This is a genomic window from Psychromonas sp. (genome assembly GCF_041586535.1).
Lineage (GTDB): Bacteria > Pseudomonadota > Gammaproteobacteria > Enterobacterales > Psychromonadaceae > Psychromonas.
This window is the reverse complement of the sequence record NZ_JBFGZY010000195.1, coordinates 1-5445: the sequence shown is the minus strand read 5'-3', so window position 1 is coordinate 5445 and position 5445 is coordinate 1. Positions and strand designations below refer to the sequence as shown.

Here is a 5445-nt window from a genome sequence, read left to right as displayed (position 1 = left end):
TGCGAAAACATATGAGAGGCCAGAGGTAGCTCCTCAACTTGAGCCCGTATATAAGCCAGCATCTAACTTTGTTTGTAATTTCTTTTTGACATACGGCGGGAGTCCATATAAGCCCCTAACAACCTAAAGCATGGTTACAAATTCCTAAACTGAATGTTGCAAAGTCAAAACGACCAATGATAACTGTTCAACTCTCTCCCCTTACTGGTTAATTATCAAACAACCAGTAATTTATAGGATCCAGATCAGAAATAATAATGAGATTACATGCACCGATAGTGAAATAAGGCAAAGCACTGTTATACTTGAGTTAATTTTTACCAAGCTAGATAAGCAGATAATCGAATATTACGCAGAGAAAATTAAAAAGCATAAGGCGTTGATTGAGCAATAAGCAAAACGTCAGTTTGTTTTACACCACGTACTGTTTGGCACAATCAAATAGAGTGGTTGGCTACTGGAATTGAAAAACACCATTATTTTTCAATTTAACCTTCTGAGTTGGTTAGATATTTACCTAGATTGATATTATTCTTTCTTTACGGACAATGATTGCTGAATTAGGGATTTTTATGCGTATATCAAGTTTCTTATTATTAAGCTCTACACTCTTGTTTAATGCGGCTTGTGTTTCTCCTACACCGCCCGCCTCTGTAGAAACAAAGTCCCCCCCCGTTATCAAGGAGGATTTTTCCAAAATACTCGAAGTTAGTTTCCGAGGACAGTTGACTCTGGGTGACGGTAAAGCTTATTTCCAGGCCTGTGGTGACGGGAAAGAACTCCCTGTTGAAGTGGACACCGGGTTAAAAAATATTTATGAGCAAATCAGTGCAACAAAATTCACCCCTATGTATGTCGAATTTGTCGGTGAAATTACATTTCCGAAGATAAAAGATACCCAATCCGACGCGCTGATGCGCATCGACAGAGTCCACCATATGGCGCTGGCCAAAACATCCCTGCAATGTGCGAAACCCACCACCAACTTTCTATTTAAGGCAAAAGGTGAAGAACCTTATTGGCGCTTAACTCTCAATGAAAATAAGCTGATTTTTGCAACTAAAGGCAGCAACCGCGTTTTAGAGCTGCAAAATGCCAATTTCGAAACAACGCAAATAAACCGCATTAAAACGACAAATAAAAAAGGTGAACGCCTTAGCCTAATCATTCTCCCCGGCCATTGTTATAATTTAAACATGCAAGAATATTGGGGTTACATCACCGAGGTTGACAGTATATCAGGTAAATTCAGCGGCTGCGGAGAGCCGGGATGGCCAGCCACTGATTTCAATTTTAGCGGTTATTATTTAAATACAACACCTGATAAAACTATCAATTTGACGCTTAATGAAAATTACAGCGTTGTATATAAAGAAAAAACCGGAACAGAAGTCATTAACAAAACAGGATTTTGGAAAAGCAACTCGCCAGAACGCGTTGTGGTGATGTTAACGCGACAAGGCAAGCAAAATATCCGCGAAGAAGTTATCTTCGAACGTTCAGGCCTCACACTGAACGCGGCTACACTTAATAAAGACAATATCGTCTTTGATATCCCCGAATCGGAAGGCCTATTTAATAAAATGAACCACAAGGAAATAAGCGAGAAAAATACAGTCAACCGGATTGACCGCGAATTTCCAGCAGAGCAGATTGTGCCCGGCTTGCAACTTGACAGGTCAGTACAACAAGCGGTAAATCAATACTTTAAGATGCACCGAACCGATCCCAAAAATACCAAATTCAGCTCAGTGAACTATGATCTCAATGGCGACGGCATTAAAGATGCGATCGTTTTTCTGGACTGGTGCTCAAAAAGTGGCTGTGAAATGCTTATTTTTGAAGGCAAGGATGGTGGCTATCGTTTCGCGAGCCGAGTATCTCAGGTTAAGGCACCCATTGTGATTTCTCATAATCAGCATTATTTATGGCAAAGTTTACTGATTGAAAAAAACAAACAATGGTTAATGCTTGATTTTGATGGCATTAGTTACCCCGGTGATAGCAATAAGCTGCAACCTGTCAATCAGCAGGATCACGCCACCGGAGTGGTTTTATTTGGCCAGGGTACCCCTTTTAACTGGTTCCCAATTACAATTCGGTAATTAACCTCGTTCTAAAAGCAAAAGGGCATATCCCCCTTTTGCTATCTCCCCCTAAATAGCAACTCCGATAAGCCATTATTTATATGGATTACTCTCATTTAGCCTTTGCTGAATTGACGATGTTTGTAAAAAAGGCTTGTTCAAAAATAACCACGGGTGATTTTGTTTGTTTACCGGGAGCAGAAGTTCCCTTTCCCTCCTCCAGGTTATAAGCGTTAATCAGCAGAACAAAAAGACGATCACCTCGGGCACTTTTAACCATACCTGATAAGTTCGCCACTCCCTTCATGGAGCCTGTTTTGGCAATAATATTACCTTTCAACACAGGCCCGGCAACACCTTTATGGTAACGCAGCGTACCATCTATGCCGGCTATCGAAAAACTGGCGAATAACTTTAATTTGTCATCATTCAGATAAGCATATTTAAGTACAGACATTAACAGCTCTGCGCTGATTAAATTATGCCGGGATAAGCCTGAGCCGTCAGCCAAATAAGCATTTTCCAAATCAATGCCATGAGCCTGTAGAATTAATTTCACGGCTTTGCCGCCATTGCGAAAATTACCCTGTTGATGAAAATAGCTTGCACCGAGGGTTTTAAACAAACTATCCGCAATTAAATTATCGGAGTCTTTGAGCATAACTTGTAATAATTCATCCAATAATGGTGATTGGTGGCTAACTAATACCGACTTGGGTTGTGCTGCTTGATTAACCTCTTCGAGCAACACCTTGCCATGCAATTTGATACCGGCTTTTTTTAATTCAGACTCAATAAGTTGGCGAGCATATGTAAATGGATCATTGATTGAAAAAGCGAGTGGAAAAGCTCGTTCCCTCGGTACCATACAGCCCCATAAATGGTAACGGTTGTGATTAAAACGAGTCACTTCCAGCGCACAAAACCGCTCATCCCGTTGAGCTGGGGTGACAACATCAACATCACTGCTTATCTCAACAGGCTCATAATCTGGAACAAATAACCTTGCTTTTTTAGCTTCGGGGCCTGGTAAACTAAGGTTACCTAACACGCAGTTTTTATTGATGATTATCGCATTTGAGGGCGCGGTATAACACACGCCTAAATCGTTCCAGGCCTGACCATCACTCCATTGGTAACCGTTAAAGTGCGCAGCATTGATCAGTAAGTCTCCATTTATCTTCCCGACCCCCAAGGCTTTTAAAGATTTTAACATCTCTTTGAGATTGGCACGTGTTAGCGTCGGATCGCCAACAAAACGCAGGCGGATATCACCCTGATAATGATTATTTTTAATCCGACTTAACTTACCCTCGATGTTTGTCCGGTAGCTAAAATTTTCTCCCAGATGTAATTTTGCCGCGGTAGCAGTTAATAACTTCTGCAGGCTTGCCGGGGTACGCAATATTTGCCCTGCCGACTCGGCAAGCACCTTACTATTAACCGGATCGATCACCAGATAAGAAAGCTGCGTCCCTTTAGGTAATAGAGTATGTGAATCAGACCATTCATCCGCCAGTAAATTAAGCGGCAGGAAAAACACAAAAACACACAGCAGATAGTTAAACATAAAAACTCCAAATTAGAGACAAGTCACATAATAACGTCGTTCAGACACAAACCCAATTTACATTGCTGAAATAATAGATTTTCTCTGATCACAGCCTTTAAAAAATGCAGAATTCATAAGACTGCGATGGTATAATTTTTTTACCGTCACTCGTTATCCATGAGTCAGAAATATGAACAACCCACTATACCAAAAAAACATAATCTCCATTCCCGACCTTTCCCGTGTAGATCTGGAACTAATTCTGCAAACTGCCCAATCATTAAAACATACACCGCAACCTGAGCTGTTAAAAAACAAGATAGTTGCCAGTTGTTTCTTTGAAGCGTCAACGCGAACCCGCCTTTCATTTGAAACAGCAGTACAGCGTCTGGGTGGAACAGTGATTGGTTTTGACAGCGGTGGTAATACCTCATTGGCACAAAAAGGTGAGACACTCGCTGATTCAGTTAAGATCATTGCCTCTTATGCTGACGCCTTTTTTATGCGTCACCCGCAGGAAGGCGCTGCCCGTTTAGCATCGGAGTTCACTGATATTCCGGTTATCAATGGTGGAGACGGCTCAAATCAGCACCCTACGCAGACATTATTAGATCTGTTTACCATTTATGAAACCCAAAGCAGGCTTGATAACCTCAATATTGCATTTGTGGGCGATCTGAAATATGGCAGAACGGTGCATTCCCTGGCACAGGCTTTATCTTTATTTAACTGTAATTTCTATTTTATCGCGCCAGAGGCATTAGCGATGCCTGATTACATTCTTGAAGAGCTTAGCGAGAGAGGAGTCAATTACTCCACACATGACAGTATTGAAGAGGTTATCGATTCTCTTGATGTGCTATACATGACCAGAGTGCAAAAAGAACGCTTTGAAGAAACGGAATATCAGCATATTAAATCCGCATTTTTATTAAATGCAGAGATGCTGGAGAACGTGCGGGATAATTTAAAAGTACTGCACCCATTACCGCGGGTGGATGAAATTCATACGAATGTTGATGCAACACCTTATGCTTATTACTTCCAGCAGGCCCAAAATGGCGTTTATGCACGTCAGGCATTATTAGCCTTATTGTTAACAAACCATTTCCAGCATCAGGCAGAGGGGTGATTTATGCAGAAAAAGTTACAGGTAGAAGCTATTCAGCACGGCTCGGTAATTGACCACATTCCGGTTCAACAGGGAATTAAAATCTTAAAGTTTTTTAACTTAACGCAAACGAATGAGAAAATTACGGTAGGCTTAAACTTAGCGACACATACCGGGCAAACAAAAGATCTGATAAAAGTCGAGAACACTTTTATCACTGATGAGCAGGCTAATCAACTCGCTTTATTTGCACCAAATGCCACCATTAATCAGATAAAAGATTTTCAGGTAGTAAATAAGTTTAAAGTTCAACTGCCAAACTCGTTTATTGGCGTATTAGCTTGCCCGAACAGCAATTGCATTAGCCATAATGAGCCGGTCAATACACGTTTTTACGTTAAGCATAAATCAGTGCTTAAATTAAAATGCCATTATTGTGAAAAAACATTTAACCCTTCTTTTTTCAGTGAGTTAGACTGACAACCTTAAATGGGCTCTTTTATTCATACCGATTGGATTAATTAAATGGTCAGTTTAGGCACTAGGAAAAATGAATGAAAGCAAGGCATTGATTGCAGTAACTAGTTGTTCTAATTACACAAAATCGTATGGAACGATTTTGAACAGCTTTAGCTGGCCACAAGGTGGTGAAGAACAGGACGTTCTGAATCAAATCAATAACAAAGACTAAAACG

5 protein-coding genes are annotated in these 5445 nt (G+C 40.7%); 4 read left to right on the top strand and 1 reads right to left on the bottom strand.

All coding sequences use genetic code 11. The features are described from left to right. The first annotated feature begins 572 nt into the window (after positions 1–572). Positions 573–2105, top strand: coding sequence for a hypothetical protein (locus ABZA00_RS16205; RefSeq protein WP_372883189.1), 1533 nt, complete (start codon positions 573–575; stop codon positions 2103–2105). Positions 2106–2199: 94 nt separating this feature from the next. Here ABZA00_RS16205 and dacB read toward each other — a convergent pair whose 3' ends face one another. Then, on the bottom strand, positions 2200–3657 hold the full coding sequence (dacB, locus tag ABZA00_RS16200) for a D-alanyl-D-alanine carboxypeptidase/D-alanyl-D-alanine-endopeptidase (protein ID WP_372883188.1): 1458 nt from the start codon (positions 3655–3657) through the stop codon (positions 2200–2202). A 172-nt stretch (positions 3658–3829) separates the two neighbouring features. On the opposite strand from dacB, the gene pyrB reads away from it, so the two are divergent. The 3 genes from pyrB to ABZA00_RS16185 all read left to right on the top strand — a co-directional run bounded on the left by pyrB (position 3830) and on the right by ABZA00_RS16185 (position 5441). Beyond that, positions 3830–4771 (top strand): aspartate carbamoyltransferase, encoded by a 942-nt coding sequence (gene pyrB, locus ABZA00_RS16195; RefSeq protein ID WP_372883187.1) that lies wholly within the window; start codon positions 3830–3832, stop codon positions 4769–4771. Positions 4772–4774: 3 nt separating this feature from the next. Then, positions 4775–5230, top strand: coding sequence for an aspartate carbamoyltransferase regulatory subunit (pyrI, locus tag ABZA00_RS16190; RefSeq protein ID WP_372883186.1), 456 nt, complete (start codon positions 4775–4777; stop codon positions 5228–5230). A 70-nt stretch (positions 5231–5300) separates the two neighbouring features. Continuing rightward, positions 5301–5441, top strand: coding sequence for a hypothetical protein (locus ABZA00_RS16185; protein WP_372883185.1), 141 nt, complete (start codon positions 5301–5303; stop codon positions 5439–5441). The last annotated feature ends 4 nt before the right edge of the window (positions 5442–5445 follow it).